Origin of the sequence: Mycobacterium timonense, from assembly GCF_025821985.1 — a bacterium.
Classification (GTDB): Bacteria; Actinomycetota; Actinomycetes; order Mycobacteriales; family Mycobacteriaceae; genus Mycobacterium; species Mycobacterium avium.
Window position 1 is genome coordinate 19,603 of the sequence record NZ_JACKSY010000111.1, and the last position, 26,516, is coordinate 46,118.

Here is a 26,516-nt window from a genome sequence, read left to right on the forward strand (position 1 = left end):
CAAACCGCTACCCGGCCAGCGTCGCCCGGGTGCACCGGGTGACATAGGGCAGCGCCAGGCCGGTCGAATTCGCCAGCGCCGGATGCGTGGCCAGCAGGTGGCGGACCTGGTCCAGGGTTCGGGTGCGCACCTCGGTCGGCGAGGTGATGCAGTAGCTGCGCGACGCCACCAGGTCGATCAATGCTTGCGGCGTAAGGTAATTCGTCCACTCGACCTCATGGTGCGCCAGGTCGGTGAACGGCTCGGGCAGCACCACGTGGGTGCGGCCGTCGCCGTCGCTTCCGATGATGCGGCCCAGTTCGCGCACCCAGCCCAGCCGCTCGTCGCGGGTGTTCCACACCAGGCCGAGCCGCCCGCTGGGCCGCAGCACCCGGGCCACCTCCGGGATCGCCCGCTCCGGATCCACCCAATGCCAGGCCTGCGCCACCAACACCACGTCAACGCTGTTGTCTTCCAACGGGATTTCTTCGGCGGTGCCCAGCAGCGCCCGGGTCTCCGGCAGCGAGCTCCGCAACACCTCCAGCATGTCCGGAATCGGGTCGACGGCCACCACGTCCAGGCCGCGTTCCACCAGCCGGGTGGTCAGCTTGCCCGTGCCCGCGCCGAGGTCGAGCACCTGACGCGCGCCGACCGGCAGCAGCCAGTCGATCGCCTCCGGCGGATAGGAGGGCCGCCCACGCTCGTAGGCTGCGGCCGCCGAGCCGAACGAGAGGGAGCGGTCGTGGCGCGAGCGGGTCACCGGCGGGTCGTGCCTTTCCTGCTCCCCGGGCCGGCGCCGCCCGGACCGGCGCTCTGCGAACCGGCCAACAGCAGTGTCTTGCGGATCATTTCGCCGACCGCCTCGGACTCCACCAGGAACCCGTCGTGCCCGCAGATGGAGTCGACGACCTGCAGCTCGGCGCAGCCCGGCAGCTGCTCGGCCAGCTCCTGCTGCAGACGCAGCGGGTACAGCCGGTCCGACGTAATGCCGCCCACCACCACCGGCACCGGGCAGCTGCGCAACGCCTTGCGCACCCCGCCGCGGGCCCGGCCGACGTCGTGACTGTTCAGCGCCTCGGTCAACACCACGTAGCTGCCCGCGTCGAACCGCTCCACCAACTTGACGCCCTGGTACTCGAGATAACTCTGCACCGCGTACCGGCCGCCGTTGGCGGGATCCTCGTCGAGCTGCGCGTCGTTGCCGAACCGGGTGTCGAGCTCGACCTCGCCGCGGTAGGTCAGATGCGCGAAGCGCCGCGCGATCGCCAGCCCGGCGTCGGGCGTGCGCCCGGTGTCGTGATAGTCGCCGCCCTGCCAATTCGGATCGGATTTGATCGCCGCGATCTGGGTGCACTGGGTGCCGATCTGATCGGCGGTCGCGCGCGCGCCCACCGCCAGCAGCAGCCCGGCCCGCACCCTGCTCGGGTGACCGACGATCCACTCCAAAGCCCTTGCGCCGCCCATGGATCCACCCACCACGGCGGCCACCTCGTCGATGCCCAGCGCGGCCAGCGCCGCGATGTCGGCCTCCACCTGGTCGCGAATCGAGATCCGGGGAAACCTTGAGCCCCAAGGCTTTCCGTCGCGGGTCCGCGAGCTCGGGCCGGTGGAACCGCGGCAACCCCCCAGCACGTTGGTGGCCACCGCGCACCAGCGGTCGGTGTCGATCGGCGCGCCCGGCCCGACCATCTCGTCCCACCAGCCGCCGGTGGGATGTCCGGGCCCGGCCGGCCCGGTGACATGGGAGTCACCGGTCAGCGCGTGCAGCACCACCACCACGTTGTCCCGCGTCGGCGACAACTCGCCCCAGCGCTGCACGGCGATGTGCACGTCGTCGATCACCGCACCGGCCTCGGTGGTCAGCGAGCCGATGTGGACGAAGCCGATTTCGCCTTCGTCGGGCAGCGTCTGGGTGGGAACGTCGGGGATGGTCATGGCCGGGTCCTTCAGAACGCCGCCACGGCGTGCGGGTCGGCGCCGGAGGTGCCCGCGTTCGCACCGAATTTGGCGGCCGCGGCGAAGCCGAGCTCCAGGTCGGCCAGGATGTCGTCGATTCCCTCGATGCCGACCGCCAGCCGCACCAGCCCCGGGCTGACCCCGGTGCTCAGCTGCTCGGCCGGGGACAGCTGGGCGTGCGTGGTCGAGGCCGGGTGGATGACCAGCGAGCGGACGTCGCCGATGTTGGCGACGTGGCTGTGCAGCTTCAGCGCGTTCACGAACGCCTTGCCGGCCTCCACCCCGCCGGCCAACTCGAACGACAGCACCGCCCCGGTTCCCTTGGGCGCCAGCTTCTTTGCCCGCTCGTGCCACGGCGAGCCGGGCAGTCCCGCGTAGTTCACCGACAGCACGCCGTCATGAGAGGCCAGGAACTCGGCCACCCGCTGCGCGTTGGCGACGTGCCGCTCCATGCGCAGGCTCAGCGTCTCGATGCCCTGGGCGACCAGGAACGCGTTGAACGGCGCCGCGGCCGAACCGAGGTCGCGCAGCAACTGCACGCGGGCCTTGAGCGCGTACGCCGGCGGGCCCAGCTCCGCGAACACCACGCCGTGGTAGCTCGGGTCGGGGGTGGTGAAGCCCGGGAACCGGCCCTGCGTCCAGTCGAAGGTGCCGCCGTCGACGATCACGCCGGCGATCGCCGAGCCGTGACCGCCGAGGTACTTGGTGGCCGAGTGCACCACGATGTCGGCGCCGTGCGCGAACGGCTGGATCAGGTACGGCGTGGCGATGGTGTTGTCGACGATCAGCGGCACGCCGTTGGCGTGGGCGACGCCCGAGACGCCGGGGATGTCCAGGATGTCGATCTGCGGGTTGGAGATCGTCTCGGCGAAGAACGCCTTGGTGTTCGGCCGGACCGCGGCCTGCCAGGAATCCAGGTCGTCGGGATCCTCCACGAAGCTGACCTCGATACCGAGCTTGGCCAGCGAATAGTGGAACAGGTTGTAGGTGCCGCCGTAGAGCCGCGGGCTGGAGACGATGTGATCTCCGGCACTTGCCAGGTTCAATATGGCGAAAGTCTCAGCGGCCTGACCGGAGCTCAGAAACAGCGCCGCCACCCCGCCCTCCAGCGCGGCGATGCGCTGCTCGACGACGTCGGTGGTCGGATTGCCGATCCGGGTGTAGATGTTGCCCGGCACCTCCAGCCCGAACAGGGCGGCGGCGTGGGTGGTGTCGTCGAAGGTGTACGACGTGGTCTGGTAGATCGGCAGGGCCCGGGCGTTGGTGGCCGAGTCGGGGTGCTGGCCGGCGTGCACCTGCTTGGTCTCGAACGACCAGTGCGCGCTGGGGTCGGTGTCGTGATCGGTGTTCTCGGAGCTCACGGGGGTGCTTTCTCTCGGTCGGAAGAAGTCGGTCGGAAGAAGTCGGAAGAAGAATCCGGCTGGCAGCCGTCAGCAGCGACGCACGCGCGGGCGCGATCGAGCTTGCCGATGAACCGAGTGAATGCGCATCACGTTTCCCTGTCTGCTCAGGGGCCCGTCATGGCGGACCCGCGCTTGCCGGATAGCCGGTTGTGGTGGCTACTCAACCTGGTCATCACCCGGGGCACCCCACCGCGGTTGGAGGGTTGCCGGCCAGCAAGCCGGGGCTTGATGCTGGCGCTCATGACCGATACAAAGACTATCTTACTGTGCCGACCCGGTGCCAACTCCCCGGTGGCGACCCGGCGGTGAGCCGGCGGTGATGCGGGCAGACGCGCCCCGACACCTGTCCAAACACCCTTGATAACGTGGCAGATAGATTGCTGAGCCCCACAATGCGAACCCATCATTGACGCCGGGAGAGGGACCGTGAGCGCCGAGAAGCCGACCGTCATCTACACGCTGACCGACGAGGCGCCGCTGCTGGCGACCTACGCGTTCCTGCCGATCGTGCGGGCCTTCGCCGAACCGGCGGGCATCGAGATCAAGACCAGCGACATCTCGGTGGCGGCCCGCATCCTGGCCGAGTTCCCCGAGCACCTGACCGAAGAGCAGCGGGTGCCCGACAACCTGGCCGAGCTGGGCCGGCTGACCAAGCTGGCCGACACCAACATCATCAAGCTGCCCAACATCAGCGCCTCGGTGCCCCAGCTGATCGCCGCCGTCAAGGAGCTGCAGGGCAAGGGATACAAGATCCCCGACTTCCCGCAGAGCCCGAAGACCGACGAGGACCGTGAGATCCGCGAGCGCTACGCCAAGTGCCTGGGCAGTGCGGTCAATCCCGTTCTGCGGCAAGGCAACTCGGACCGTCGCGCACCCAAGGCGGTCAAGGAGTACGCCCGCAAGCACCCGCACCACATGGCGGAGTGGTCGCCGGCCTCGCGCACCCACGTCGCGACCATGAAGCACGGCGACTTCTACCACGGCGAGAAGTCGATGACGCTGGACCGCGCCCGCAACGTCAAGATGGAGCTGGAGACCAAGAGCGGCAAGACGATCGTGCTCAAGCCGATGGTTTCGCTGCGCACCGGCGACATCATCGACTCGATGTTCATGAGCAAGAAGGCCCTGGTCGAGTTCTACGAGCAGCAGATGCAGGACGCCTACGAGACCGGCGTGATGTTCTCGCTGCACGTCAAGGCGACCATGATGAAGGTCAGCCACCCGATCGTCTTCGGGCACGCGGTAAAGGTCTTCTACAAGGAGGCCTTCGCCAAGCATCAGGCGCTGTTCGACGAGCTCGGCGTCGACGTCAACAACGGGCTGGTCGACCTGTACAGCAAGATCGAGTCGCTGCCGGCGTCGCTGCACGACGAGATCATCCGCGACCTGCACGCCTGCCACGAGCACCGGCCCGAGCTGGCCATGGTCGATTCGGCCAAGGGCATCACCAACTTTCACTCGCCCAGCGACGTGATCGTGGACGCGTCCATGCCGGCGATGATCCGCGCCGGCGGCAAGATGTACGGCGCCGACGGGCGGCAGAAGGACACCAAGGCCGTCAACCCCGAGTCCACCTTTTCCCGGATCTACCAGGAGATCATCAACTTCTGCAAAACCCACGGCGCGTTCGACCCGGCGACCATGGGCACGGTGCCCAACGTCGGGCTGATGGCGCAGCAGGCCGAGGAATACGGTTCGCACGACAAGACATTCGAGATCCCCGAGGACGGCGTCGCCAACATCGTCGACCTGGACACGGGGGAGGTCCTGCTGACCCAGAACGTCGAGACCGGCGACATCTGGCGGATGCCGATCGTGCGCGACGAACCGATCCGGGACTGGGTCAAGCTGGCCGTCACCCGGGCCCGCAACTCGGGGATGACGGCGGTGTTCTGGCTGGACACCGAACGCCCGCACGAGGTCGAGCTGCGCAAGAAGGTCAAGGAATACCTCAAGGAGCACGACACCGAGGGCCTGCACATCCAGATCATGCCGCAGGTGTGGGCCATGCGGTACACGCTGGAACGGGCCATGCGCGGCCAGGACACCATCGCCGTCACCGGAAACATCCTGCGCGACTACCTCACCGACCTGTTCCCCATCCTGGAGCTGGGCACCAGCGCCAAGATGCTGTCCATCGTGCCGTTGATGTCCGGCGGCGGCATGTATGAGACCGGAGCCGGCGGGTCGGCGCCCAAGCATGTGCACCAGCTCGTCGAGGAGAACCATCTGCGCTGGGACTCCCTCGGTGAATTCCTGGCTCTGGGAGCGTGTTTCGAAGACATCGGCATCAAGACCGGTAACCAGCGGGCCAAGCTGCTGGGCAAGACGCTGGATGCGGCCATCGGAAAGCTGTTGGAGAACAACAAGAGTCCGTCGCGCAAGACCGGAGAGCTCGACAACCGGGGCAGCCAGTTCTACCTGGCGCTGTACTGGGCCCAAGAGCTCGCCGCGCAAAACGACGACGACGAGCTGCGCCGGCATTTCGCCGCGCTGGCCGAGTCGTTGGGCGAAAACGAGCAGCGGATCGTCGAGGAGCTCGCCGAGGTGCAGGGCCGGCCGGTCGACATCGGCGGCTACTACCAGCCCGACAGCGAGAAGACCACCGCGGTGATGCGGCCGAGCAAGACGTTCAACGAGGCGCTGGCCGCGTCGCAGCGCTGACATGTCCAAGCCCGCCAACACGTCCAAGATCAAGGTCAAGGGCCGCGTCGTCGAGCTCGACGGTGACGAGATGACCCGCGTCATCTGGAAGATGATCAAGAAGAACTTGATCCTTCCCTACCTCGACATCGACCTGGACTACTACGACCTGGGCATCGAGCACCGCGACCGCACCGACGACCAGGTGACGATCGACGCGGCGTATGCCATCAAGAAGCACGGCGTGGGCGTCAAGTGCGCGACGATCACCCCCGACGAGGCGAGGGTCCGGGAGTTCAACCTCAAGAGGATGTGGCTGTCCCCGAACGGGACGATCCGGAACATCTTGGGCGGCACCATCTTCCGCGAGCCGATCGTGATATCCAATGTGCCCCGGCTGGTTCCGGGCTGGACCAAGCCGATCGTCATCGGCCGCCACGCATTCGGTGACCAGTACCGGTCGACCAACTTCAAGGTGGACAAGCCGGGCACCGTCGCGATCACCTTCACTCCCGCCGACGGCAGCGAGCCGATCGTGCACGAGATGGTGTCCATCCCCGAGGACGGCGGGGTGGTGATGGGGATGTACAACTTCCGGGAGTCGATCCGCGACTTCGCCCGCGCGTCGTTCAAGTACGGCCTGAACGCCAAATGGCCGGTGTACCTGTCGACCAAGAACACCATCCTCAAGGCCTACGACGGCATGTTCAAGGACGAGTTCCAGCGCATCTACGACGAGGAATTCAAGGAGCAGTTCGAAGCGGAGGGGCTGACCTACGAACACCGGCTGATCGACGACATGGTGGCGGCCTGCCTCAAATGGGAGGGCGGCTACGTGTGGGCCTGCAAGAACTACGACGGCGACGTCCAATCCGACGCGATAGCACAGGGTTACGGCTCGCTGGGGCTGATGACCTCGGTGCTGATGACCGCCGACGGCAAGACGGTCGAGGCCGAGGCCGCGCACGGCACCGTCACCCGGCACTTCCGTCAGTACCAGGCCGGCAAGCCGACCTCGACCAACCCGATCGCCTCGATCTTCGCCTGGACGCGCGGGCTGGCGCACCGCGGCAAGCTGGACGATACCCCCGAGGTGATCGAGTTCGCGCAGACCCTGGAACGCGTCGTCGTCTCCACCGTGGAGAGCGGCAAGATGACCAAGGACCTCGCCATCCTGATCGGCCCCGACCAAAAGTGGCAGCAGAGCGAGGAATTCCTCAACTCGATCGCCGAGAACCTGCGGCTGGAGCTGACTAACTAGCGGGGGGCTGCTGGCGCTGGGAGCGGGCCACGCAGTCGTCGATGAAGTCGGTGAGCACCGTTGTGACCCGCTCGGGCGCCTCGAACATCGGCACGTGTCCGACGCCGTCGAGCCTGGTGATCCTCGTCTCCGGCGGCAGGTGGTCGGTGAAGTGCCGGCTGAACCTGCTGGGCGGCACCACCCGGTCCTTCTCGCACAGCACCAGTTGCACCGGCACCGCGGTCTGCGCCAGCTCCAGCAGCCCGGGCTGCAGCAGCGACTTGACCAGCAGCTGGAAATAGGCCGGGCAGTGCGCGGCGTCCTCGATGACGCCGGACAGCTGGCGCTCGCTGACCCCGCTCGGCGTGGCGCTCAGCGGCAGCGTCGCCAGCCGCCGGCTCAGCGGCAACTGCAGGATGCGTTGGCCGAGCAGCCGGGCCAGCAACAGCAGCGGCATGCCCCCGATGAACTTGCCGATCACCTCGAACTTGACCGGGCTCCAGCGGGTCCAGCCGCCGGCGGCGCCGATGCCGGTGACGCTGCGCGCCCGGCCGCGCCGCTCGAGTTCAAAGGCCACCCAGCCGCCCAGCGAGTTGCCCACCAGATGGGCGCTGTCCCAGCCGAGCCGGTCGAGCTGACGTTCGACGTGGTCGGCCAGCACCGACGAGCTGAGCAGCCAGGTGCCCGCGTACGGTCCGCCGTTGTGGCCGGCCATGGTCGGGGCGAAGACCGCGTAACGGCCGGTTTCGGCCAGCCGCGGCGCCACCGGATCCCACACCGTCTGCGACATCAGGAACCCGTGCAGCAGCACGACCGGCTCCCCGGAACCATCCTTGGGGCCGAGGTGGATGGGCGCACGAGTCGTCATACCGCGACATTAAATGCGGTACCGCCGGTACCGCAAGTTTGGTGGGCGGCGCGGGCAGCGGTCCGTGCGGGCCGCGGCACGGCGCGGGAGACGAGGCGTGAAAAGATCGGTGCATCATGAGCACCGCCACCGGATCCCGCCGGATTTTCTCCGGCGTCCAGCCCACGTCCGATTCGCTGCACCTGGGCAACGCGTTGGGCGCCATCTCGCAGTGGGTGACCCTGCAGGACGACTGGGGCGACGATTGGGACGCGTTCTTCTGCGTGGTCGACCTGCACGCCATCACCATCGCCCAGGACCCCGCGGCGCTGCGCCGGCGGACCCTGGTCACCGCCGCCCAGTACCTGGCGCTGGGCATCGACCCGGCCCGCAGTACCGTGTTCGTGCAAAGCCACGTGCCCGCCCACACCCAGCTGGCCTGGGTGCTGGGCTGCTTCACCGGCTTCGGCCAGGCCTCGCGGATGACGCAGTTCAAGGACAAGTCGCTGCGCCAGGGCTCGGACTCCACCACGGTGGGCCTGTTCACCTATCCGGTGCTGCAGGCCGCCGACGTGCTGGCCTACGACACCGGCCTGGTGCCCGTCGGCGAGGACCAGCGCCAGCACCTGGAGTTGGCGCGCGACGTGGCGCAGCGGTTCAACGCCCGCTTCCCGGACACGTTCGTGGTGCCGGAGATGCTCATCCCCAAGGTCACCGCCAAGATCTACGACTTGGCCGACCCGACGTCGAAGATGAGCAAGTCGGCGTCTACCGATGCCGGGCTGATCAATCTGCTCGACGATCCGGCGTTGTCCGCCAAGAAGATTCGCTCCGCGGTCACCGACAGCGAGCGGGAGATCCGGTTCGACACCGACGCCAAGCCGGGAGTGTCCAACCTGCTGAGCATCCAGTCCGCGGTCAGCGGCGTCGACATCGACAAGCTCGTGCAGGGCTACGCCGGAAGGGGTTACGGCGATCTGAAGAAGGACACCGCGGACGCGGTGGTCGAGTTCGTCACCCCGATCAAGGCCCGCGTCGACGAATTGATGGCCGACCCGGCCGAATTGGAGGCCGTTCTGGCGGCCGGGGCGCAACGGGCCCAGGATGTCGCCGGGAAAACCGTCGAACGGGTTTACGATCGGCTTGGGTTCCTTCCGCGACGGGGGTAAGAAGTTCCACGATGAGCGAGCCGGCCGAGGCGGGGTTTCTTGATCGGCTGCGGGCCCGGCACGGCTGGCTGGATCACCTCATCCGCGCCTACCAGCGATTCGACGACCGCAACGGCGGCTTCTTCGCGGCGGGCCTGACGTATTACACGATCTTCGCGTTGTTTCCGTTGCTGATGGTCGGTTTCGCGGTGTTCGGTTTCGTGCTGGCGCGGCGGCCGCAACTGCTCAGCAGCATCGACGACCACATCCGCTCGCAAGTGAACGGGGCGCTGGGAAATCAGCTGCAAGAGTTGATGAACTCGGCGATCGATGCCCGGACGTCGGTCGGGGTGATCGGCCTGGCCACCGCGGTGTGGGCGGGGCTGGGCTGGATATCGCATCTGCGCCAGGCGTTGACCGAGATGTGGTGGGACACCCAGATCGAGTCGCCGGGCTTCGTGCGCAACAAGCTCTCCGACCTGCTGGCCATGGTGGGGACGTTCGCGGTGATCGTGGCCACCGTCGGGCTGACCACCGTCGGCCACGCCGCACCCATGGCCGCGCTGCTGAAATGGCTTGGCATACCGCAGTTCGTGGTCTTCGACTGGCTGTTCTGGATCTTCTCCATACTGATCGCGACGCTGGTGTCGTGGCTGCTGTTCACCTGGATGATCGCCCGGCTGCCGCGGGAGAAGGTCAGTTTCGTGGATTCGATGCGGGCCGGGCTGATCGCGGCGATCGGCTTCGAGGTGTTCAAACAGGTCGCGTCGATCTATCTGCGGACGGTGCTGCGCAGCCCGGCCGGCGCCGCCTTCGGCCCGGTGCTCGGGTTGATGGTATTCGCTTACATCACAGCCTATCTCGTGCTGTTCTGCACGGCGTGGGCGGCGACCGCGTCCACCGATACGCGTGATCGGCCCGTCGCCCCTCCGGCGCCGGCGATCATCGCGCCGCGGGTGCACCTGGACGAGGGGCTGAACACCCGCCAGACGCTGACCGCGATGGGTCTGGGAGCCGTTGCGGCGCTGGCGTTCGCCCGGCTCACCCGCCGGCGCCGCTAGCCGAGCAGCTTCAGGCCCGCGACGCAGGCCACGATCCCGGCGATCAGCACCAGCTTGACCGGCGACGCCGGTTCGTCGCCGACCAGCGCCGCATAGGTCACCGTGAGCGCGGCGCCGACGCCCACCCAGACCGCGTAGCTGGTGCCGACCGGCAGGCTGCGCATCGCGACCGCCAGCCCGGTCATCGAAAATGCCAGCGCCACAAAGAAAACCAGCGACGGGCCGAGCCGGGAGAAACCCTCGGACCGGCTCAGCGCGGTCGCCCACACCGCTTCCAGCACCCCCGAGGCGATCAGGATCAGCCAGGCCATTGCGCACCTCCACGGCGCCGTCTTGTCGCTGGCCGGGTACGGGGCCCCTCGTCCGGTGTCAGTTGTTGACGGCACCGATGTTAACAAGATCGCTACGGGTCGGCCAGCCAGTCGCCGCGGACCATGACGGCCCTAACTCGCCAATCATCGTCCAGCACAACGAGGTTGGCCTCATGGCCGGCCCGCAAGCTGCCCACCCGATCGAGCCCCAGCGCGCGCGCCGGCGTCGTCGACGTCATCTGCACCGCGGCCGCCAGCGCGGCGTCGCGGTCGGTGCCTGACCCGGCCACGGTGCGAAAGAGCCGGTCCATGGTGGCGGTGCTGCCCGCGATCGTCGTCGTCCCGTGCACCCGCGCGACGCCGGCGACGACGTCGATGTGCACCGGGCCGAGCCGGAACGCGCCGTCGGGGCGGCCGGCGGCCGCGAGCGCATCGGTGACCAGCGCGACCCGCTCCGGCCCGGCCGCGTCGATCACCGCGTGCACCACGTCGGGATGCACGTGCACGCCGTCGGCGATCAGCTCGACGGTGACCCGCGGGTCGCGCAGCAGGGCCAGCGCGGGGCCGGGCTCGCGGTGATGCAGCGGCGGCATCGCGTTGAACAGATGCGTGCCGACGGTGGCGCCCAGCGCGATGGCGTGCCGGGTCTGCCGGTAGTCGGCATTCGTATGCCCAACTGCCACAACGACTCCCGCGTCCACGAAACGCCGGATCGCCGCGTCGGCCCCGGGCAGCTCGGGCGCCAGGGTGACCATCCTGATCGCGCCCCCGCCGGCCGAGAGCACCGCGTCGATCTCGTGCGGGTCGGGGTCGCGCATCCGGCGGGCGTCGTGGGCGCCGCAGCGGGCGCGGCTCAACCACGGGCCCTCCAGGTGGATGCCCGCGACCGTGCGATCCCGGGTGGCCTCGGCGAGCGCGCGCACCCCGCCCAGCAGCTCGGCCGGCGAGCCGGTCACCAGGCTGGCCATCGTGGTGGTGGTGCCGTGCCGCAGATGGAAGGCGGCGGCCTTCGCGATGCCGTCGGGGTCGGTGTAGGAGGCGCCGCCGCCGCCGTGCACGTGCATGTCGACGAAGCCGGGCACCGCCGTGCCGTCGGGGAACTCGCGGTCGGCCGGGCGCGGCGGCGGGCCGGTGCCGCACGCCGCGATGTGCCCGCCGGACGTCTCGACCCAGCCCGGGCGGTGGACCCGCCCGGATGCCACCATCGTCCCCGCGGCGATCAGTCCCACCGGCCGCCGTTCTCCCAAAAGTGCCGGATGTCCTCCAGCTGGCGGCCCTTGGTCTCCGGCGCATACCGGTGGACGAACGCGAACGCGACCACCGCGAGCACCGCGAACACCGCGAAAGTGCCTGCGCCGCCCAAGGAATGCAGCAACGTCAGGAACACCGCGGCGACGATGGCGTTGGCCACCAGGTTGGAGGTCAGCATGGTGCTCGACCCGATGGACCGCAGCCGCGACGGGAAGCTCTCGCTGGCGTACACCCAGCCCAGGGAGCCGAAACCCATGGTGTAGCCGAAGATGAACAGCAGCACCCCGGCGAACCCGGCGATCACGCCGCCCGGGCCGCGGCCGAACACGGCCACCAGCACCACGTCGGCCACGATCATCATGGCGGTGCCGCACAACAGGATTGGCCGCCGGCCCACCCGGTCGACCAGCAGCAGCGCGGTGCCCACCGCAACCAGGCCGGCGACCTGCACCAGCGCCGGCAACGCCAGCAGCGCGAAATTGCCGGTGAAGCCCATCGCCTCGAAGATCCGCGGGCTGTAGTAGATGATCGCGTTGATGCCGGTGATCTGAATCAGAAACCCCAGCACCACCACGAAGACGGTGGCGCGCCGGTAGGGACTGCGCACCATCTCGGCCAGCATGGCCGGCAGGCTCGCGGCTTCCTCGCTCACCGCGCGGCCGATCTCGGCCAGCTCGTCGTCCACCCGCGCGGCGGGTTCCACCCGCAGCAGCGCCCGCCGCGCGTCGTCGACCCGGCCCTTGAGCAGATACCAGCGCGCCGTGCCGGGCATCCGAAACACCAACGGCAGCAACAACACTGCGGGAACACAGGCCAACCCCAGCATCCAGCGCCAGCTGTGCGTGCCGGCCAGCAGATACCCGCTCAGGTAGCCGACGATCAGGCCGCTGACGATCGCCAGCTGATAGGCCGTCAGCAGCGCGCCGCGCACCGCCGTCGGGGCCGACTCGGCCACGTACACCGGCACCACCACCACGGTCACGCCGATGGTCAGGCCCAGCAGCAGCCGCGCCGTCAACAGCATCGGCAGACCCACCGAGAACGCGGCCAGCAGCGCGAAAACCGCGTAGCCGGACAGGATCAGCAGCACCGACCGTCGGCGCCCGATCGCGTTGGCGAGCACCCCGGCGAAAAGCGCCCCACCGATCTGGCCGATCACCGCCATCGTCGTCAGCAGTTCCTGTTGCCGGGTGGACAGGCCGAAGTCCTCGGTGACGAACAACTGCGCGCCGGCGATGATGGACAGGTCGTAACCGTAGATGACGCCCACGCTGGCGGCGGTCAGCCCGACCAGCAGGCCGCGCCGCGATCCGCGTGCCACGGTGCTCAGCGGTGCTGGGGTCGGCGGTTCATCGAGCGGGCCATCATGATCAGTGTGAACACCACGATGGTGCCGATCACCGCCACCCCCACCCGGACCGGCAGCGCGTCCGCCGAGGAGATCATCCCGGCGGCCGCGGTGTTGCCGGCCAGCCGGTCGGCGGCGCCGTCGCGCTTGGCCGGCGCCAGCGACGGGTCGGGCGCGATCAGCGAGCCGACCTGGGTGCCCTGCGGCGTGGCGAACCCGTAGTCCAGCAGGTGCGCGGCCTGCTCCCAGGGCGCGATCGGCTGCCGCGTCCCGTGCAGCAGCACCGCCACCAGCCGTCGCCCGTCGTGATTGGCCGCGCCCACGAACGTCTGGCCGGCGTCGTCGGTGTAGCCGGTCTTGCCGCCCAGTGCGCCCGGATACTTGTAGAGCAGCTGGTTGTCGTTCTCCAGCTCGTAGCCCGGGTGGTCGCCGTGGCCGGGGAAGTCGAAGGTGCGGGTCGCGACGATGTCCGCGAAGGTCGGGTTCTGCCAGGCGTAGCGGTAGAACAGCCCGATGTCGTAGGCCGAGGTGCTCATGCCCGGCGCGTCCAGACCCGACGGTGTGGCCACCCGGGTGTCCTGCCCGCCCAGCTTGGCTGCCAGCACGTTGATCTTCTCCAGCGCCTGCTGCATGCCGCCCAGCTGCATGGCCAGCGCGTGCGCGGCGTCGTTGCCGGAGTGCATCAGCAGCCCGTGCAGCAGCTGGTTGACGGTGAACACTCCGCCCTCCTCGACGCCCACCTTGGTGCCCTCGGCGGCCGCGTCGTCGGCGGTGCCGGGCACCGCCTTGTTCAGGTTGAGCGTGTTGATGGCGGCCATCGCGACCAGCACCTTGATGATGCTGGCCGGGCGGTGCCGGCCGTGCGGGTCCTTGGCGGCGATGACCGCGCCGCTGTCCAGGTCGGCCACCAGCCACGCCTCGGCGGACACGTCGCCGGGCAGCGGCGGCGTGTTGGGTGCGGCGACGATGCCGCAGCTGCCCAGGGCGTCGCCGCCGACCGGCTTGGCGGGCACCGCCAGCGGCATCGGCGGGTCACCGGCGGTGGGGACCTCCGACGAATCCACGGCCGGCGGGGTGTTCACCTTGTACGGGCAGTTCGTCGGCGCGGCATTGGGTTCGGCGCCGGGCTCGGCCCGTCCCAGCGGCGACGCCGTGCCCGAAACCGCCGGCGCGGCCGCCAGGAAAAGCGCCGCTGCCAGGCATGATGCGGAACGTACCAGGGCCCCTGAAGTTGACATCGTCTGTGCACAGTAAGCGATCGGGGGCCCGAATCCGGGGAGCCGCGCTGTGACTGTTGAGGCGGAAGTTACTCAGCGGCCGCGGCGGGCGCGGGTTAGGCTGGGCGCGCGGCGAGTCCGAAGCCGATCGGCCGCCCCGAATCCCGAGGGATGTGCCATTTCCAACGAGCGGTTCTGGTCCCGATGGCGGCGCGGCGGCGACGGCCCGCGATCGTTGGAACAGCTGCTCAAGCAGGTGGAGAAGGGAACCCAGGTGCGCGGCCCCGGCCAGGACCGGATGCTCACCGAGCTGAAGGTGCACCGCGACGCCGCCCCCGAGGGCGACCTGCGCTCCGCACTCACCTGGCTGTGCAACGCGCAATCGCGGATCGCGAACAGCCCGTCGGCGGCGCATTCCCGCGAGGTGCTGTTGGCCGCCTACGAGGTCAAGCGGGTGCTGGCTACAGCCGGCGGCACTCGTCGCTGAGCACGCCGCGCAGCGCCGCCTCGATGGTGTCGAACTCGGCCTGACCGCTGATCAGCGGCGGCGCCAGCTGGATGACGGAATCGCCGCGATCGTCGGTGCGGCAATACAATCCGGCCTCGAACAGCGCGGCACCGACCCGTCCCAGCAGCGCGCGGCGTTCGGAATCGGTGAAGGTCTGCTTGGTGGCCCGATCCTTGACCAGTTCCACGCCGTAGAAGAAGCCCTCGCCGCGGACGTCGCCGACGATGGGCAGGTCGTACAGCTTTTCCAGGGTGGCGCGGAATGTCGGCGCCAGGGTCCTGACCCGGTCGTTGAGCCCCTCGCGCTCGAAGATGTCGAGGTTGACCAGCCCGACCGCCGCCGAAACCGGGTGGCCGCCAAAGGTATAGCCGTGCGGGAACATGGTGTCGCCGTCGGCGAACGGCTCGAACAACCTCTCGCTGGCGATCATCGCGCCGATCGGCGAGTAGCCCGACGTCATGCCCTTGGCGCAGGTGATCATGTCGGGCACATAGCCGAAGTCGGCACAGGCGAACATCGAGCCGATCCGGCCGAACGCGCAGATCACCTCGTCGGATACCAGCAGCACGTCGTAGCGGTCGCAGATTTCGCGGACCCGCTCGAAATAGCCTGGGGGCGGCGGGATGCTGCCGCCCGCGTTCTGCACCGGTTCGACGAACACCGCGGCCACGGTGTCGGGCCCCTCGAACTCGATCGCCTCGGCGATCCGGTCCGCCGCCCACAGCCCAAAACCCTTGGGGTCGTTGGCGAATGCTTCGGGTGCCCGGTAGAAGTTCGTGTTGGGCACCCGGAACCCGCCGGGCGTCACCGGCTCGAACGGCGCCTTGTAGCGCGGCAGCCCGGTGATCGCCAGCGCGCCCTGGGTAGTGCCGTGGTAGGCGACCGCGCGCGAAATCACTTTGTGCTTACCGGGTTTGCCGGTGAGCTTGAAGTACTGCTTGGCCAGCTTCCACGCCGTCTCGACGGCCTCGGTGCCTCCGGTGGTGAAGAACACCCGGTTCAAATCGCCCGGGGCGTAGCCGGCCAGCCGCTCGGCGAGCTCGATCGCGGGCGGCGTGGCGTACCCCCACAGCGGGAAGAACGCCAGCGTGCCCGCCTGCCGGGCGGCGGCCTCGGCGAGTTCGGCGCGGCCGTGGCCGACCTGCACGGTGAACAGCCCAGACAGGCCGTCGAGGTAGCTGTTGCCGCGGTCGTCGTAGATGGTGACGCCGTGGCCGCGGGTGATGATCGGCGGCGTGATGCCCGGGCCGTGCCGGGCGAAGTGCAGCCAGAGGTGATCGGTCATGTCGTTGGTGAGCCTAACGCCCGGCCCGATGGCCTACGCTCGCTTCATGACCTCCGCGCAGCAGGTCAGCGAGTTCGAGTCGCTGCGGCCCCATCTCATGTCGGTCGCCTACCGGCTGACCGGTACGGTCGCCGACGCCGAGGACATCGTCCAGGACGCGTGGCTGCGCTGGCACGGGCAGGACGGCGCCATCACCGATCTGCGGGCGTGGCTGACCACGGTGGTCAGCAGGCTGGGCCTGGACAGGTTGCGCTCGGCCACGCACCGCCGCGAGACCTACACCGGCAACTGGCTGCCCGAGCCGGTGGTCACCGGGTTGGGCCCGCATTCCGGCGCCGATCCGCTGGCCGCCGTGGTGGCCGGCGAGGACGCCCGGTTCGCCGCGATGGTGGTGCTGGAGCGGTTGTCGCCCGATCAGCGGGTGGCGTTCGTGCTGCACGACGGGTTCGCCGTGCCGTTCTCGGAGGTGGCCGAGGTGCTGGGCACCAGCGAGGCCGCCGCCCGGCAGCTGGCGTCGCGGGCGCGCAAGGTCGTCAGCGCGCAGCCGCCACCCGAGCCCGACCCGTCGCACGACGAGGTGGTGGGACAGCTGATGGCCGCCATGGCCGCCGGCAACCTGGAGGCCGTGGTGGCGCTGCTGCACCCCGATGTGATGTTCACCGGCGACTCGAATGGCAAGGCGCCCACCGCCGTTCAGGTCATCCACGGCGCGGACAAGGTGGTGCGGTTCATGCTCGGCCTGGCCCGCCGCTACGGCCCCGGCTTCTATTCCGCCTACCAGCTGGGGCTGGTCAACGGCGAGCTGGGCATCTACACGGCGGGCCTGCCGGGCGGTGACGGCTATCGGGAGATGTGCCCGCGGATCATGGCGATGACGGTGCGCGAGGGAAAGGTCTGCGCGCTCTGGGATATCGCCAATCCGGACAAGTTCACCGGTTCGCCGCTGGGTCGCTAGTTTCCGTGTCGCCCGTGGCCCACGGGATGCGGCACGCGTCACCGGAATTGAAGCCCTGCTCGGTGATGCCCAGCGCCGCATTCACCCGCGCCCGCATGTTCTCCAGCCCGATCTGATAGGTCAGCTCGAAGGTGCCCGCATCGCCGAACCGGGCGCGCAGATCGTCGACCTGCTCGTCGGTGACAGTGTGCGGGTCGGTGGTGATCGCGACGGCGTACGCGATGGCGGCGCGCTCGTCGTCGGTGAACGCCGGTGAGGTGGCGTAGTCGTCGATCTCGGTGAGCCGCTGGATGTCCAGGCCGTCGAGGCGCTGCAGCATGGACCCGAAGTCGACGCACCACGAGCAGCCGATCTGGCGGGCGGTCCAGTACACCGCGAGCTCGCGCACGCTGGCCGGCAGCGTCTTGGACGCCCGGTCGACCAGGGTTTCGTGCACGGCGCTGGCGACCATCAGCTTGCGGTGATGCGCGGCGACGGTGAACGGTTCGGGAACCTGGCCGTAGCGCCGCTTGGCGATCCGGTACATGGCCCGGGTCAGCAGCCCGGCGCGCTGAGGGGGCAGGGGTTCGATGCGAGTTTTCTGTGTCATACCGATCAGACGAGGCAGGCCCGCGATGTGTGACGGCGCCTGGAACCTTCTGGCCGCGGCGCGGGCGTCACGCTGGCGTGACGCCCGGCGTCGACCGCCACGCTGGCGTGACGCTCGTGGGCAGAACGTGACGCTCGCGGGCAAAACGTGACGCTCGCGGGCAGAAGGGGGCAAAAGCTCGAGCGATCAGCGGGAGAACATGATGGCGCGCTTGACCTCTTGGATGGCCTTGGTCACCTCGATGCCGCGCGGGCAGGCGTCGGTGCAGTTGAACGTGGTGCGGCAGCGCCACACCCCGTCGACCTCGTTGAGGATGTCCAGCCGCTCGGCGGCGCCCTCGTCGCGGCTGTCGAAGATGAACCGGTGCGCGTTGACGATCGCGGCCGGGCCGTAGTAGCTGCCCTCGTGCCAGAAGATCGGGCAGCTGGTGGTGCACGCCGCGCACAAGATGCACTTGGTGGTGTCGTCGTAGCGGGCCCGGTCGGCCGGACTCTGGATGCGCTCGCGGGTGGGCGGATTGCCGGTGGTGATCAGGTAGGGCTTGACCGCGCGGTAGGCGTCGAAGAACGGCTCCATGTCGACCACCAAGTCCTTTTCCACCGGCAGCCCGCGGATCGGCTCGACCGTGATGGTCAGCGGCTTGCCCGGCTTGCCCTTCTTGGGCTCGGGCAGCAGATCGCGCATCAGCACCTTGCACGCCAGCCGGTTGACGCCGTTGATGCGCATGGCGTCCGAGCCGCACACCCCGTGCGCGCAGGAACGCCGGAAGGTCAGCGTCCCGTCCAGGTAGCTCTTGATGTAGATCAGCAGGTTGAGCATCCGGTCACTGGGCAGGCACGGCACCCGAAAGCTTTGCCAGCCACCGGTTTCCGCATACGCGTCGGGCTGGTCGGGGTTGAACCGGGCGATCTTGACGGTCACCATCACCGCTTCGTCGGGAACCGGCGGCAGCGGCGGTTCCAAGGTTTCGACGTCCGGCTCGACAGACATTCAGTACTTCCGTTCCTTGGGTTCGTAGCGCGTCTGCACCACGGGCTTGAAGTCCAGCGCGATGTCGCTCAGCAGATCGGTGCCCTGCTTGTAGGCCATGGTGTGGCGCATGTAGTTGACGTCGTCCCGGTTGGGATAGTCCTCGCGGGCGTGGCCGCCGCGGGACTCCTTGCGGTTGAGCGCCCCCACCACGGTGACCTCGGCCAGCTCCAGCAGGAAGCCCAGCTCGATGGCTTCCAGCAGGTCGCTGTTAAATCGTTTTCCCTTGTCGTGGATGCGGATTCGCGAGTACCGCTCCTTGCAAGCGTGGATGTCCGTCAGCGCCTGCTTGAGCGTCTCCTCGGTGCGGAACACCGCCGCATTGTTGTCCATCGACTGCTGCAGCGTGCCGCGGATGTCGGCGACCCGCTCGTTGCCGTGCTCGGAGAGGATGTCGGCGACCCAGCGCACCACCATCGCCGCCGGGTCAGGCGGCATGTCCACGAAGTCGTGGCCCCGGGCGTAGTTGGCCGCGGCGATGCCGGCCCGGCGGCCGAACACGTTGATGTCCAGCAGCGAATTGGTGCCCAGCCGGTTGGCGCCGTGCACCGACACGCACGCGCACTCGCCGGCCGCGTACAGGCCCGGCACGGTGGAGGTGTTGTCCCGCAACACTTGTCCGGTGACCGTGGTGGGGATGCCGCCCATCACGTAGTGGCACGTCGGGTACACCGGCACCAGCTCGTGCACTGGGTCCACGCCCAGGTAAGTGCGGGCGAACTCGGTGATGTCGGGCAGCTTGGACTCCAGCACGTCCTCGCCGAGGTGGCGCACGTCGATGTAGACGTAGTCCTTGTGCGGTCCGGCGCCGCGGCCCTCCAGCACCTCCAAAACCATTGAGCGCGCGACGATGTCGCGCGGCGCCAGGTCGACGATGGTGGGGGCGTAGCGCTCCATGAACCGCTCGCCCTCGCCGTTGAGCAGCCGGCCGCCCTCGCCGCGCACCGCCTCGGAGATCAGAATCCCCAATCCGGCCAGGCCGGTCGGGTGGAACTGGTGAAACTCCATGTCCTCCAAGGGCAGTCCCTTACGGAAGACGATGCCGATGCCGTCGCCGGTCAGGGTGTGCGCGTTGGAGGTGGTCTTGTACATCCGGCCCGACCCGCCGGTGGCGAGCACGACGGCCTTGGCGTGAAAGACGTGGATGTCGCCGGTGGCCAGCTCGTAGGCCACCACGCCGCTGGCCACCGGGCCGCTGGGCGTCTGCGTCAAAACCAGGTCCAGCGCGTAGAACTCGTTGAAGAACTGCACGTCGTGCCGCACACAGTTCTGGTAGAGCGTCTGCAGGATCATGTGGCCGGTGCGGTCGGCGGCGTAACAGGCCCGGCGCACCGGGGCCTTGCCGTGGTCGCGGGTGTGGCCGCCGAAGCGGCGCTGGTCGATGCGGCCCTCGGGGGTGCGGTTGAACGGCATCCCCATCTTCTCCAGGTCGAGCACCGCGTCGATGGCTTCCTTGCACATGATCTCCACCGCGTCCTGGTCGGCGAGGTAGTCGCCGCCCTTGACGGTGTCGAAGGTGTGCCATTCCCAGTTGTCTTCCTCGACGTTGGCCAGCGCCGCGCACATGCCGCCCTGGGCCGCCCCGGTGTGGCTGCGGGTGGGGTAGAGCTTGGTCAGCACCGCGGTGCGCACCCGCGGGCCGGCTTCCACGGCCGCGCGCATCCCGGCACCGCCGGCGCCGACGATCACCACGTCGTATCGATGTTGTTGGATCATGACTCGCCTATCCCGAGATGTTCGGGTCGAAGGTCAGCAGCACGTAGGTGCCCAGCACCAGGGTGAAGCCCATCGACAGCAGCAGCAGGCTGTTCAGCCAGAACCGGGTGCTGTCCTTGCGGCTGTAGTCGTCGATGATGGTGCGCAGCCCGTTGCCGCCGTGCAGCTGGGCCAGCCACAGCAGCGCCAGGTCCCAGAACTGCCAGAACGGCGACGCCCAGCGCTGCGCCACGTAGTTGAAGTCGATGCGGTACACGCCGTCGTCCCACATCAGCATGATGAACAGGTGGCCGATCGCCAGCACGAACAGCGCGACGCCGGAGAACCGCATGAACAGCCAGGCGAACTTCTCGAAGTTGGGGATGCCGGCGCGGCGCCGCGGGGAGCGGGGATTGTCCAGGCTGGCCGGGCGGTCGTAGAAGCGCTGTTTGACCGGGGCGATCTGGCCCGGGCCGAGCTGCAGGTCGGGGGTGCTCATCGGAAGTGCCCCAGCATGTGGATGACGGTCACCACGCCGGCCGGGACCATCAGCAGCAGGAACACCACGCCGACGATCCAGAACATCAGCCGCTGGTGGCGCGGGCCTTCGGACCAGAAGTCGATCAGGATCACCCGGATGCCGTTCAGCCCGTGGAAGAGCACCGCGGCGATCAGGCCGTACTCCATCACCCCGACGATCGGCATCTGGTAGTCGTGGATCACCGCGTTGTAGGTCTGCGGGCTGACCCGCAGCATCGCGGCGTCGAGGACGTGCACGAACAGGAAAAAGAAGATCGTCGCGCCGCTGATCCGGTGCAGCACCCACGACCACATGCCGGGGTCGCCCCGGTACAGGGTGCGTGGTGGCCTGCGTTTGCGCGCGGGAGCCGATACCGGTGTCGCCGGATCCGCGGTTGTCGGTTGTGTTGTCACCCCTGTGTCACCCCTCACCGCCTTCTTCCGACCTTCTTGCTTGCGACGGTCACGCCGGGCACTTGAGCTTAGCTCGCACGCGGCGCGCCCCGCGCCGATGTCCGTCAAGCGAAATGCCGCTTTCCGGCTAGGGTGACTGTCGGTACAGGCCGTGGCTGAGCGGGGTTTCGTTATGCCGGACATTGACTGGAATGCACTGCGGGACAAGGCAATCGACGTGTCCGCGGGCGCCTATGCGCCGTACTCGCGGTTCCGGGTGGGCGCGGCCGGGCTGGTCGACGACGGGCGGGTGGTGACCGGTTGCAATGTGGAGAACATCTCATATGGCCTTGGTCTCTGCGCCGAGTGCGCGGTGGTGTGCGCCCTGTATGCGAGCGGCGGCGGCCGGCTGGTCGCGCTGGCGTGCGTGGACGGGCGCGGATCGGTGCTGACGCCGTGCGGGCGGTGCCGCCAGGTGCTGGCCGAACACGGCGGCCCCGAGCTGCTGATCGACCATCCGGGCGGGCCGCGCCGGCTCGGCGAGCTGCTGCCGGACGCGTTCGGCCCCGACCAGCTGGCCGCCGGGCGGGACTGATGCGGCCCGGGTTCGACGCGCCCACGGTGATCAGGACCAAGCGCGACGGCGGCCGGCTGTCCGACGCCGCCATCGACTGGGTGATCGACGCCTACACCCACGGCCTGGTGGCCGAGGAGCAGATGGCGGCCCTGTTGATGGCGATCCTGCTGCGCGGCATGGACGGCGGCGAGACCGCCGCCTGGACGTCGGCGATGCTGGCCTCCGGCGACCGGCTGGACTTCTCCGACCTGGGTGTGCCGACGGTGGACAAGCACTCCACCGGCGGGGTGGGCGACAAGATCACCCTGCCGCTGGTGCCGGTCGTCGCCGCCTGCGGGGCGGCGGTGCCGCAGGCCTCGGGCCGCGGGCTCGGCCACACCGGCGGCACCCTGGACAAGCTGGACGCGATCGCCGGGTTCAGCGCGCAGCTGCCCGGCCGGCGGGTGCGTGAGCAGCTGCGCGGGGTCGGGGCGGCCATCTTCGCCGCCGGTGACCTGGCCCCGGCCGACGCCAAGCTCTACGCGCTGCGCGACATCACCGCCACCGTCGAATCGCTGCCGCTGATCGCCAGCTCGGTGATGAGCAAGAAGCTGGCCGAGGGGGCCGGCGCGCTGGTGCTCGACGTGAAGGTCGGCTCGGGGGCGTTGGTGAAGACCGAGGAGCAGTGCCGCGACCTGGCGCACACCATGGTCGGGCTGGGCGCCGCGCACGGGGTGCCCACACGCGCGCTGCTCACCGACATGAACCGGCCGCTGGGCGCGACCGTCGGCAACGCGTTGGAGGTGGCCGAGGCGCTCGAGGTGCTGGCCGGGGGCGGGCCGCCCGATGTCGTCGGGCTGACGCTGCGGCTGGCCGCCGAGATGCTCGCGCTGGCCGGGGTCGGCGACCGGGACCCCGCCGACACCCTGCGCGACGGCACCGCGATGGACCGGTTCCGTCGTTTCGTCGCCGCTCAGGGCGGTGATTTGTCGGTACCGTTGCCGATCGGTAGGCACTCCGAGACCGTGACCGCTCCCCGGGGCGGCACAATGGGCGATATCGACGCGATGGCAGTGGGGCTGGCGGCTTGGCGGCTCGGCGCGGGAAGATCCCGTCCGGGCGAACGGGTGCAAGCCGGCGCCGGCCTCCGGATTCACCGCCGCCCCGGCGAGCCGGTCGCCGCCGGCGAGCCGCTGTTCACCCTCTACACCGACACCCCGGAACGCTTCGGCGCCGCGCTGGCCGAGCTGGACGGCGGCTGGAACGTCGGCGACGGCGCGCCGGCGCCGCGACCGCTGATCATCGATCGGATCGTCACATGACCGCACCATTGGAGCTCGAGCAGATCCGCAAGGCGCCCAAGGCCCTGCTGCACGATCACCTCGACGGCGGGCTGCGCCCGTCGACCGTGCTGGACATCGCCGGGCAGACCGGCTACGACGGGCTGCCCGCCACCGACGTCGAGGAGCTGGCGACCTGGTTTCGCACCCGCTCGCACAGCGGCTCGCTGGAGCGCTACCTGGAGCCGTTCTCGCACACCGTGGCGGTGATGCAGACCCCCGAGGCGCTGCACCGGGTGGCGTACGAGTGCGTAGAGGACCTGGCCGAGGACTCGGTGGTCTACGCCGAGATCCGGTTCGCTCCCGAGCTGCACATCAACCGCGGCATGTCCTTCGACGAGATCGTCGACGCCGTGCTGGCCGGGTTCGCCGACGGCGAGAAGGCTTGTGCGGCAGCGGGCCGGCCGATCGTGGTGCGACTGTTGGTGACCGCCATGCGGCACGCGGCGGTGTCCCGGGAGATCGCCGAGCTGGCGATCCGGTGGCGGGACAGGGGAGTGGTCGGTTTCGACATCGCGGGCGCCGAGGCCGGCAACCCGCCGACCCGGCACCTGGAGGCGTTCGATTACATGCGAGATCACAACGCGCGCTTCACGATTCACGCCGGGGAGGCGTTCGGCCTGCCGTCCATCCACGAGGCCATCGCGTTCTGCGGCGCCGACCGGCTCGGCCACGGGGTGCGGATCGTCGACGACATCGACGTGCTGGCCGACGGCCCCGACAAGGGCAAGGTACGGTTGGGCAGACTGGCGAACATCTTGCGGGACAAGCGAATTCCGTTGGAACTGTGCCCCAGCTCCAACGTGCAGACCGGGGCCGTCAAAAGCATCGCCGACCATCCGTTCGACCTGCTGGCCCGCACCCGGTTCCGGGTGACCGTCAACACCGACAACCGGCTGATGAGCGACACCTACATGAGCCGCGAGATGCACCGGCTGGTCCAGGCTTTCGGCTACGGATGGAGCGATCTGGAAAGGTTCACCATCAACGCGATGAAGTCCGCCTTCATTCCGTTCGACGAGCGGCTGGCCATCATCGACGAGGTGATCAAACCCCGGTACGCGGTGCTGATCGGCTGAAGCCGGCGGGTTACAGTCCGGCTGACCTACGAACTCGTGCACACTCCCTTCACTTGACGATGCCTCGACCCACGGCGAATCCGGCCGTGTGGGTAATTGTCTGATCGAAACCATTACAGAGGGGCCGGTTTGCTACCGATCCCAACAAACCTCACCCCATGTCGATCCAGACAGTCAGGGCGGCGGTCATGACGCCGACAACTGCGAGCAGGGTCGTATCTGTCATGCGGAGGCGCGGCGTTTCGGACGTGCCCATGCGCAACTCGCGGGCGATCAGGAACAGCGGAAACATCACACTGATGGCAACGAAGAATGACCCGACGACGTAAACCCAGACGAATCGCACGCTGTGCTTCGTTGCTTCAATGACCATCAGAATGACGACGCTAATGGCCAACATCAGGGCGTCGGCCGCCACGAAACGCGAGGCCGACGTGGCCTTGGCATCGCGCCAAAAGGTGCCTAAGAAGTCGGCGGCGCTGTGGACATACGGGCCACCGTTACTCCATGTCGCAATCAGCGCGGCGAAAGCGATTGCGGCATAGACGATGCAGAGGATTTTGCGGGACCTTGGGACGGACGGTGTTCCGTCGGCTTGGTTGGCTGTTGTCACGCCCTTTACGCTAGAGCCACCTCAACCTCTCGGCGCCGGAATTCTTGCAAACGCATTCGATCCGTTTCTCACCCGGACGAATTTCTTGATGCCCCAGCCTGTTTGGCTTAGTTGTTGGTGGGTGGCGGTTGAGGCTGGAATGGGTCGTACCACCACCAGTCGGCGCGTTCGCCGAGCGGCCCGGGGCATGGTGGCACCGCGGGTGGGGGTTGGGTTGGTGGGCGCGCCAGCGATCCCGGGCTCAGCGGTCGCCCGTCGCTGTCGGTGACGGTCAGGGCGTCGGCGGGACCGGTGATGGTGATGATGCCGCGGTGGTGCAGCCGGTGATGGTAGGGGCAGACCAGCACCAGGTTGGCCAACTCGGTCGGTCCGCCGTCTTCCCAGTGCCGCAGGTGATGAGCGTGCAGACCGCGGGTGGCCCCGCAGCCGGGCACCGCGCAGGTGGGGTGGCGGTGCTCGAGTGCGCGGCGCAGCCGCCGGTTGATCACCCGGGTGGTGCGGCCAGCGCCGATGGGCTGACCGTCGCGTTCGAACCACACCTCGCAGGTGGCATCACAGGTCAGGTATTGGCGTTCGGCGTCGGTGAGCAGTGGGCCCAGATTCAGTGCGGCGAGGCGCTGGGCGATGTCGAGATGCATCACCACGGTGGTGTGCTGGCCGTGCGGGCGGCGAGCCGCCTCTGCGTCCCACCCGGTTTCGACCAGACGCATGAACGCATCGAGGCTGTCCGGCAACGGCGGTCGCTGATCGAAAACCCGTTCGGTGTTGTCGCGGTCGTGTTCCCACTCGGCGATCAGCGCATCCAGATGCGACTGCAACGCCGCGTCAAACTTCGCCGCCTCGTCGTGGGCAAGTGTGATTCGGTAGCAACTGCCCTGCTCGGTGCTGGTCCTGGTGAACGCGCGCTCGGGCTCACGCTGCGGTTCGGGTTCGGGGCGGGGTTCCAGCTTGACCGCGGTGCGCAGCTGGCTGACCGTGGCGACCCGCGCCAACTCCACGTAATGCTCATCAGATCCCGCCCCGCCCCGCGCCGCGATGACCCCGACCTGATCCAGCGACAGCCAGCCCTCCCGCATGCCCTGGGCGCAACGCGGGAACTCCGGCAGCCGGGCCGCGATGGTGGCGATCGTGTGCGCGTTTGCCGGCGAGCAGCCGGTCTTCCAGGCCACCAACGCCGGCACCGACCGCGCGCCGGTGATTCCGCACAGTTCGTCACGGTCGATCTCGGCCACAATATCCACGATGCGCCCATCAATCGCATTGCGTTGACCGGTCAACTCCGCCAACTCCTCGAACAGCACATCTAGACGCCGCGGAACGTTTTCTGCCAGCGGAGGCGCTGCGGGGAAAGGCATAACGTCATAAAAGCAGGGGGGTCCGACATTTAGCGGGTAAACGCCACGCAACCTGGCTGGGCGTCGTTGCTCAGTTGAGTCCCGCATAGTGGTGTAGCGCGGTTGCTGGGTTCGTCATCGTGTCGGTGATGGACGTAAAGCGGCCACCGCGTGATCCTTCGAGTCAACCTTCCACAGAATCCTCGAGGAGTCCCAC

General features: G+C 68.6%; 25 protein-coding genes and 2 riboswitches. Of the genes, 9 read left to right on the plus strand and 16 right to left on the minus strand.

The genetic code is table 11. The features are described from left to right. Positions 1-7: 7 nt before the first annotated feature. From H7I87_RS26410 to H7I87_RS26420, 3 genes are read right to left on the minus strand one after another with little or no spacing between them, the layout of a single operon-like run. The gene (locus H7I87_RS26410) at positions 8-739 is read right to left on the minus strand and encodes a class I SAM-dependent methyltransferase (RefSeq protein WP_019734085.1); all 732 of its coding nucleotides are present in this window, start codon (positions 737-739) and stop codon (positions 8-10) included. Beyond that, positions 736-1,914, minus strand: a complete 1,179-nt coding sequence (gene metX / locus H7I87_RS26415; RefSeq protein WP_009978842.1) for a homoserine O-acetyltransferase MetX — start codon at positions 1,912-1,914, stop codon at positions 736-738. The genes H7I87_RS26410 and metX overlap by 4 nt, the downstream gene beginning before the upstream one ends. Positions 1,915-1,925: 11 nt before the next feature. Further along, on the minus strand, positions 1,926-3,296 hold the full coding sequence (locus tag H7I87_RS26420) for a bifunctional o-acetylhomoserine/o-acetylserine sulfhydrylase (protein ID WP_009978841.1): 1,371 nt from the start codon (positions 3,294-3,296) through the stop codon (positions 1,926-1,928). A 165-nt stretch (positions 3,297-3,461) separates the two neighbouring features. Next, positions 3,462-3,584: riboswitch (SAM riboswitch) on the minus strand. 180 nt (positions 3,585-3,764) lie between these two features. On the opposite strand from H7I87_RS26420, the gene H7I87_RS26425 reads away from it, so the two are divergent. After that, the gene (locus tag H7I87_RS26425) at positions 3,765-6,002 is read left to right on the plus strand and encodes an NADP-dependent isocitrate dehydrogenase (RefSeq protein ID WP_011725997.1); all 2,238 of its coding nucleotides are present in this window, start codon (positions 3,765-3,767) and stop codon (positions 6,000-6,002) included. 1 nt (position 6,003) lies between these two features. Further along, positions 6,004-7,242, plus strand: coding sequence for an NADP-dependent isocitrate dehydrogenase (locus tag H7I87_RS26430; protein WP_019732857.1), 1,239 nt, complete (start codon positions 6,004-6,006; stop codon positions 7,240-7,242). Here the strand turns inward: H7I87_RS26430 and ephH are convergent. Next, entirely contained in the window at positions 7,235-8,032 is a 798-nt protein-coding gene (ephH, locus tag H7I87_RS26435) for an epoxide hydrolase EphH (RefSeq protein WP_019732858.1), read from the minus strand. The two genes, H7I87_RS26430 and ephH, sit on opposite strands and share 8 nt — an antisense overlap. A gap of 173 nt (positions 8,033-8,205) precedes the next feature. Here ephH and trpS point away from each other — a divergent pair, with 173 nt between their 5' ends. Both trpS and yhjD read left to right on the plus strand, forming a co-directional pair. Continuing rightward, positions 8,206-9,237, plus strand: a complete 1,032-nt coding sequence (gene trpS, locus H7I87_RS26440; RefSeq protein WP_019732859.1) for a tryptophan--tRNA ligase — start codon at positions 8,206-8,208, stop codon at positions 9,235-9,237. Between the two features lie 11 nt (positions 9,238-9,248). Then, positions 9,249-10,277: an inner membrane protein YhjD gene (gene yhjD / locus H7I87_RS26445; protein ID WP_019732860.1), complete on the plus strand. Its 1,029-nt coding sequence runs from the start codon at positions 9,249-9,251 to the stop codon at positions 10,275-10,277. Here yhjD and H7I87_RS26450 read toward each other — a convergent pair. The 4 genes from H7I87_RS26450 to dacB1 all read right to left on the minus strand — a co-directional run bounded on the left by H7I87_RS26450 (position 10,274) and on the right by dacB1 (position 14,425). After that, entirely contained in the window at positions 10,274-10,588 is a 315-nt protein-coding gene (locus tag H7I87_RS26450; RefSeq protein WP_003874469.1) for a DMT family transporter, read from the minus strand. The two genes, yhjD and H7I87_RS26450, sit on opposite strands and share 4 nt — an antisense overlap. Before the next feature lie 11 nt (positions 10,589-10,599). Further along, a riboswitch (guanidine-III (ykkC-III) riboswitch) is annotated at positions 10,600-10,663 on the minus strand. Between the two features lie 17 nt (positions 10,664-10,680). Beyond that, positions 10,681-11,793: an N-acetylglucosamine-6-phosphate deacetylase gene (gene nagA / locus H7I87_RS26455; RefSeq protein ID WP_263424561.1), complete on the minus strand. Its 1,113-nt coding sequence runs from the start codon at positions 11,791-11,793 to the stop codon at positions 10,681-10,683. Between the two features lie 14 nt (positions 11,794-11,807). Beyond that, on the minus strand, positions 11,808-13,160 hold the full coding sequence (locus tag H7I87_RS26460; protein WP_023860881.1) for a sugar porter family MFS transporter: 1,353 nt from the start codon (positions 13,158-13,160) through the stop codon (positions 11,808-11,810). A 5-nt stretch (positions 13,161-13,165) separates the two neighbouring features. Beyond that, positions 13,166-14,425: a D-alanyl-D-alanine carboxypeptidase DacB1 gene (gene dacB1, locus H7I87_RS26465; RefSeq protein ID WP_011725994.1), complete on the minus strand. Its 1,260-nt coding sequence runs from the start codon at positions 14,423-14,425 to the stop codon at positions 13,166-13,168. 214 nt (positions 14,426-14,639) lie between these two features. Here dacB1 and H7I87_RS26470 point away from each other — a divergent pair, with 214 nt between their 5' ends. Next, positions 14,640-14,891: a hypothetical protein gene (locus H7I87_RS26470; protein WP_003874473.1), complete on the plus strand. Its 252-nt coding sequence runs from the start codon at positions 14,640-14,642 to the stop codon at positions 14,889-14,891. On the opposite strand, the gene H7I87_RS26475 is transcribed toward H7I87_RS26470, so the two are convergent. Further along, on the minus strand, positions 14,866-16,197 hold the full coding sequence (locus tag H7I87_RS26475; RefSeq protein WP_009978831.1) for an aspartate aminotransferase family protein: 1,332 nt from the start codon (positions 16,195-16,197) through the stop codon (positions 14,866-14,868). The two genes, H7I87_RS26470 and H7I87_RS26475, sit on opposite strands and share 26 nt — an antisense overlap. A gap of 46 nt (positions 16,198-16,243) precedes the next feature. On the opposite strand from H7I87_RS26475, the gene H7I87_RS26480 reads away from it, so the two are divergent. Beyond that, positions 16,244-17,152: a sigma-70 family RNA polymerase sigma factor gene (locus H7I87_RS26480; protein WP_029248593.1), complete on the plus strand. Its 909-nt coding sequence runs from the start codon at positions 16,244-16,246 to the stop codon at positions 17,150-17,152. Here H7I87_RS26480 and H7I87_RS26485 read toward each other — a convergent pair. From H7I87_RS26485 to sdhC, 5 genes are all read right to left on the minus strand, one after another. After that, positions 17,127-17,741 (minus strand): carboxymuconolactone decarboxylase family protein, encoded by a 615-nt coding sequence (locus H7I87_RS26485; protein WP_009978828.1) that lies wholly within the window; start codon positions 17,739-17,741, stop codon positions 17,127-17,129. The two genes, H7I87_RS26480 and H7I87_RS26485, sit on opposite strands and share 26 nt — an antisense overlap. 186 nt (positions 17,742-17,927) lie before the next feature. Further along, complete coding sequence (locus H7I87_RS26490) at positions 17,928-18,731, minus strand: succinate dehydrogenase iron-sulfur subunit (RefSeq protein WP_009978827.1); 804 nt, start codon at positions 18,729-18,731, stop codon at positions 17,928-17,930. Further along, positions 18,732-20,486 carry a succinate dehydrogenase flavoprotein subunit gene (gene sdhA / locus H7I87_RS26495; RefSeq protein WP_003874478.1) on the minus strand — a complete coding sequence of 585 codons (1,755 nt, stop codon included), beginning with the start codon at positions 20,484-20,486 and terminating at the stop codon, positions 18,732-18,734. It abuts the gene before it with no gap. Between the two features lie 7 nt (positions 20,487-20,493). Next, positions 20,494-20,964, minus strand: a complete 471-nt coding sequence (locus H7I87_RS26500; RefSeq protein ID WP_009978825.1) for a succinate dehydrogenase hydrophobic membrane anchor subunit — start codon at positions 20,962-20,964, stop codon at positions 20,494-20,496. Beyond that, positions 20,961-21,299: a succinate dehydrogenase, cytochrome b556 subunit gene (gene sdhC / locus H7I87_RS26505; protein WP_003874480.1), complete on the minus strand. Its 339-nt coding sequence runs from the start codon at positions 21,297-21,299 to the stop codon at positions 20,961-20,963. The genes H7I87_RS26500 and sdhC overlap by 4 nt, the downstream gene beginning before the upstream one ends. Positions 21,300-21,570: 271 nt before the next feature. Here sdhC and H7I87_RS26510 point away from each other — a divergent pair, with 271 nt between their 5' ends. Genes H7I87_RS26510 through H7I87_RS26520 form a run of 3 tightly spaced genes read left to right on the plus strand, consistent with a single transcriptional unit; the run spans position 21,571 to position 24,352 of the window. After that, positions 21,571-21,972: a cytidine deaminase gene (locus H7I87_RS26510; RefSeq protein ID WP_003874481.1), complete on the plus strand. Its 402-nt coding sequence runs from the start codon at positions 21,571-21,573 to the stop codon at positions 21,970-21,972. Next, the gene (locus H7I87_RS26515) at positions 21,972-23,255 is read left to right on the plus strand and encodes a thymidine phosphorylase (RefSeq protein WP_019733601.1); all 1,284 of its coding nucleotides are present in this window, start codon (positions 21,972-21,974) and stop codon (positions 23,253-23,255) included. The genes H7I87_RS26510 and H7I87_RS26515 overlap by 1 nt, the downstream gene beginning before the upstream one ends. Further along, positions 23,252-24,352 carry an adenosine deaminase gene (locus H7I87_RS26520; protein ID WP_023860883.1) on the plus strand — a complete coding sequence of 367 codons (1,101 nt, stop codon included), beginning with the start codon at positions 23,252-23,254 and terminating at the stop codon, positions 24,350-24,352. Before H7I87_RS26515 ends, H7I87_RS26520 begins: the two co-directional genes overlap by 4 nt. A 151-nt stretch (positions 24,353-24,503) precedes the next feature. Here H7I87_RS26520 and H7I87_RS26525 read toward each other — a convergent pair whose 3' ends face one another. Together H7I87_RS26525 and H7I87_RS26530 are read right to left on the minus strand one after the other, a co-directional pair. Continuing rightward, a complete protein-coding gene (locus H7I87_RS26525; protein ID WP_011725990.1) occupies positions 24,504-24,965 on the minus strand; it encodes a DUF2834 domain-containing protein in 462 nt (153 codons plus the stop codon). Between the two features lie 107 nt (positions 24,966-25,072). Continuing rightward, entirely contained in the window at positions 25,073-26,320 is a 1,248-nt protein-coding gene (locus H7I87_RS26530) for an HNH endonuclease signature motif containing protein (RefSeq protein WP_049770271.1), read from the minus strand. Positions 26,321-26,516: the final 196 nt, after the last annotated feature.

What these genes read in the sequence shown, in the direction of transcription:
- dacB1 (WP_011725994.1), bottom strand. Translation starts at nt 14,425, where the DNA reads ATGTCAACTTCAGGGGCCCTGGTACGTTCCGCATCATGCCTGGCAGCG.
- H7I87_RS26530 (WP_049770271.1), bottom strand. Translation starts at nt 26,320, where the DNA reads ATGCCTTTCCCCGCAGCGCCTCCGCTGGCAGAAAACGTTCCGCGGCGT.
- sdhA (WP_003874478.1), bottom strand. Translation starts at nt 20,486, where the DNA reads ATGATCCAACAACATCGATACGACGTGGTGATCGTCGGCGCCGGCGGT.
- yhjD (WP_019732860.1), top strand. Translation starts at nt 9,249, where the DNA reads ATGAGCGAGCCGGCCGAGGCGGGGTTTCTTGATCGGCTGCGGGCCCGG.
- H7I87_RS26485 (WP_009978828.1), bottom strand. Translation starts at nt 17,741, where the DNA reads ATGACACAGAAAACTCGCATCGAACCCCTGCCCCCTCAGCGCGCCGGG.
- H7I87_RS26520 (WP_023860883.1), top strand. Translation starts at nt 23,252, where the DNA reads ATGACCGCACCATTGGAGCTCGAGCAGATCCGCAAGGCGCCCAAGGCC.
- trpS (WP_019732859.1), top strand. Translation starts at nt 8,206, where the DNA reads ATGAGCACCGCCACCGGATCCCGCCGGATTTTCTCCGGCGTCCAGCCC.
- H7I87_RS26450 (WP_003874469.1), bottom strand. Translation starts at nt 10,588, where the DNA reads ATGGCCTGGCTGATCCTGATCGCCTCGGGGGTGCTGGAAGCGGTGTGG.
- H7I87_RS26430 (WP_019732857.1), top strand. Translation starts at nt 6,004, where the DNA reads ATGTCCAAGCCCGCCAACACGTCCAAGATCAAGGTCAAGGGCCGCGTC.
- H7I87_RS26515 (WP_019733601.1), top strand. Translation starts at nt 21,972, where the DNA reads ATGCGGCCCGGGTTCGACGCGCCCACGGTGATCAGGACCAAGCGCGAC.
- H7I87_RS26510 (WP_003874481.1), top strand. Translation starts at nt 21,571, where the DNA reads ATGCCGGACATTGACTGGAATGCACTGCGGGACAAGGCAATCGACGTG.
- H7I87_RS26480 (WP_029248593.1), top strand. Translation starts at nt 16,244, where the DNA reads ATGACCTCCGCGCAGCAGGTCAGCGAGTTCGAGTCGCTGCGGCCCCAT.
- sdhC (WP_003874480.1), bottom strand. Translation starts at nt 21,299, where the DNA reads ATGTGGTCGTGGGTGCTGCACCGGATCAGCGGCGCGACGATCTTCTTT.
- metX (WP_009978842.1), bottom strand. Translation starts at nt 1,914, where the DNA reads ATGACCATCCCCGACGTTCCCACCCAGACGCTGCCCGACGAAGGCGAA.
- H7I87_RS26500 (WP_009978825.1), bottom strand. Translation starts at nt 20,964, where the DNA reads ATGAGCACCCCCGACCTGCAGCTCGGCCCGGGCCAGATCGCCCCGGTC.
- H7I87_RS26490 (WP_009978827.1), bottom strand. Translation starts at nt 18,731, where the DNA reads ATGTCTGTCGAGCCGGACGTCGAAACCTTGGAACCGCCGCTGCCGCCG.
- nagA (WP_263424561.1), bottom strand. Translation starts at nt 11,793, where the DNA reads ATGGTGGCATCCGGGCGGGTCCACCGCCCGGGCTGGGTCGAGACGTCC.
- H7I87_RS26475 (WP_009978831.1), bottom strand. Translation starts at nt 16,197, where the DNA reads ATGACCGATCACCTCTGGCTGCACTTCGCCCGGCACGGCCCGGGCATC.